Below are 720 nucleotides of genomic sequence, written 5' to 3'. Positions count from 1 at the left end.
GTTGGCGTCGGAGTTTCCGCAGGCGTCGGAGTCGGAGTTGGCGTCGGAGTTGGCGTCGGAGTTTCCGCAGGCGTCGGAGTCGGAGTTGGCGTCGGAGTTGGCGTCGGAGTTTCCGCAGGCGTCGGCGTCGGAGTTGGCGTCGGAGTTTCCGCAGGCGTCGGCATCGGAGTCGGAGTAGTATCTACAATTATTAAAACAGCACTAGAAATCGCTCCTAAATCGGCTCCATTAGTGGGATTGTTCAGAGTTAAATTAACAGTTTCATTCTCTTCTATCTCTGAATCATCAACAATGGGAATCGTGAAAGTTTGAGCAGTTTCGCCAATGCCAAAGTTTAAAGTTCCTGATGTCTGGTTATAGTCACTACCAGCATTAGCGGTTCCATTACTTGTACTGTAACTGACAGCCGCAGCCAAATTAGTAGCATCAGTGCGGGTAACAGTAATTGTGGCAAATTGACCGTTTTCATTAACGCTGTAATTGGGGTTGCTGAAGTTAAAGTTTCCGGCACTTGTGACATTAATATTTGCCACAATTTCTGGGATGGTAGCAACCCCGTCACTGACACTATAAGTAAAGCTATCTATTCCCACAAAACCCGGATTGGGAGTATAAGTAAACGAACCATCAGTATTGAATGTGAGAGCGCCATTGTTGGGATTTGTGACTTTAGTTGCCGTCAATACATCACCGTCCGAGTCGATGTCGTTGGCTAAAACT

Annotated in this window: 1 protein-coding gene; it reads right to left on the bottom strand. The window is 47.4% G+C overall.

What is annotated here, in order from left to right:
* The coding region (locus tag QUB44_RS14555) for a Calx-beta domain-containing protein (protein ID WP_333368632.1) at positions 1-720 on the bottom strand (720 nt) is incomplete at both ends.

Origin of the sequence: Microcoleus sp. AT3-D2 (assembly GCF_036705715.1) — a bacterium.
Lineage (GTDB): Bacteria > Cyanobacteriota > Cyanobacteriia > Cyanobacteriales > Microcoleaceae > Microcoleus.
Note: the sequence above shows the minus strand (reverse complement) of the source record. Positions and strands in the feature narration are given on the sequence as shown.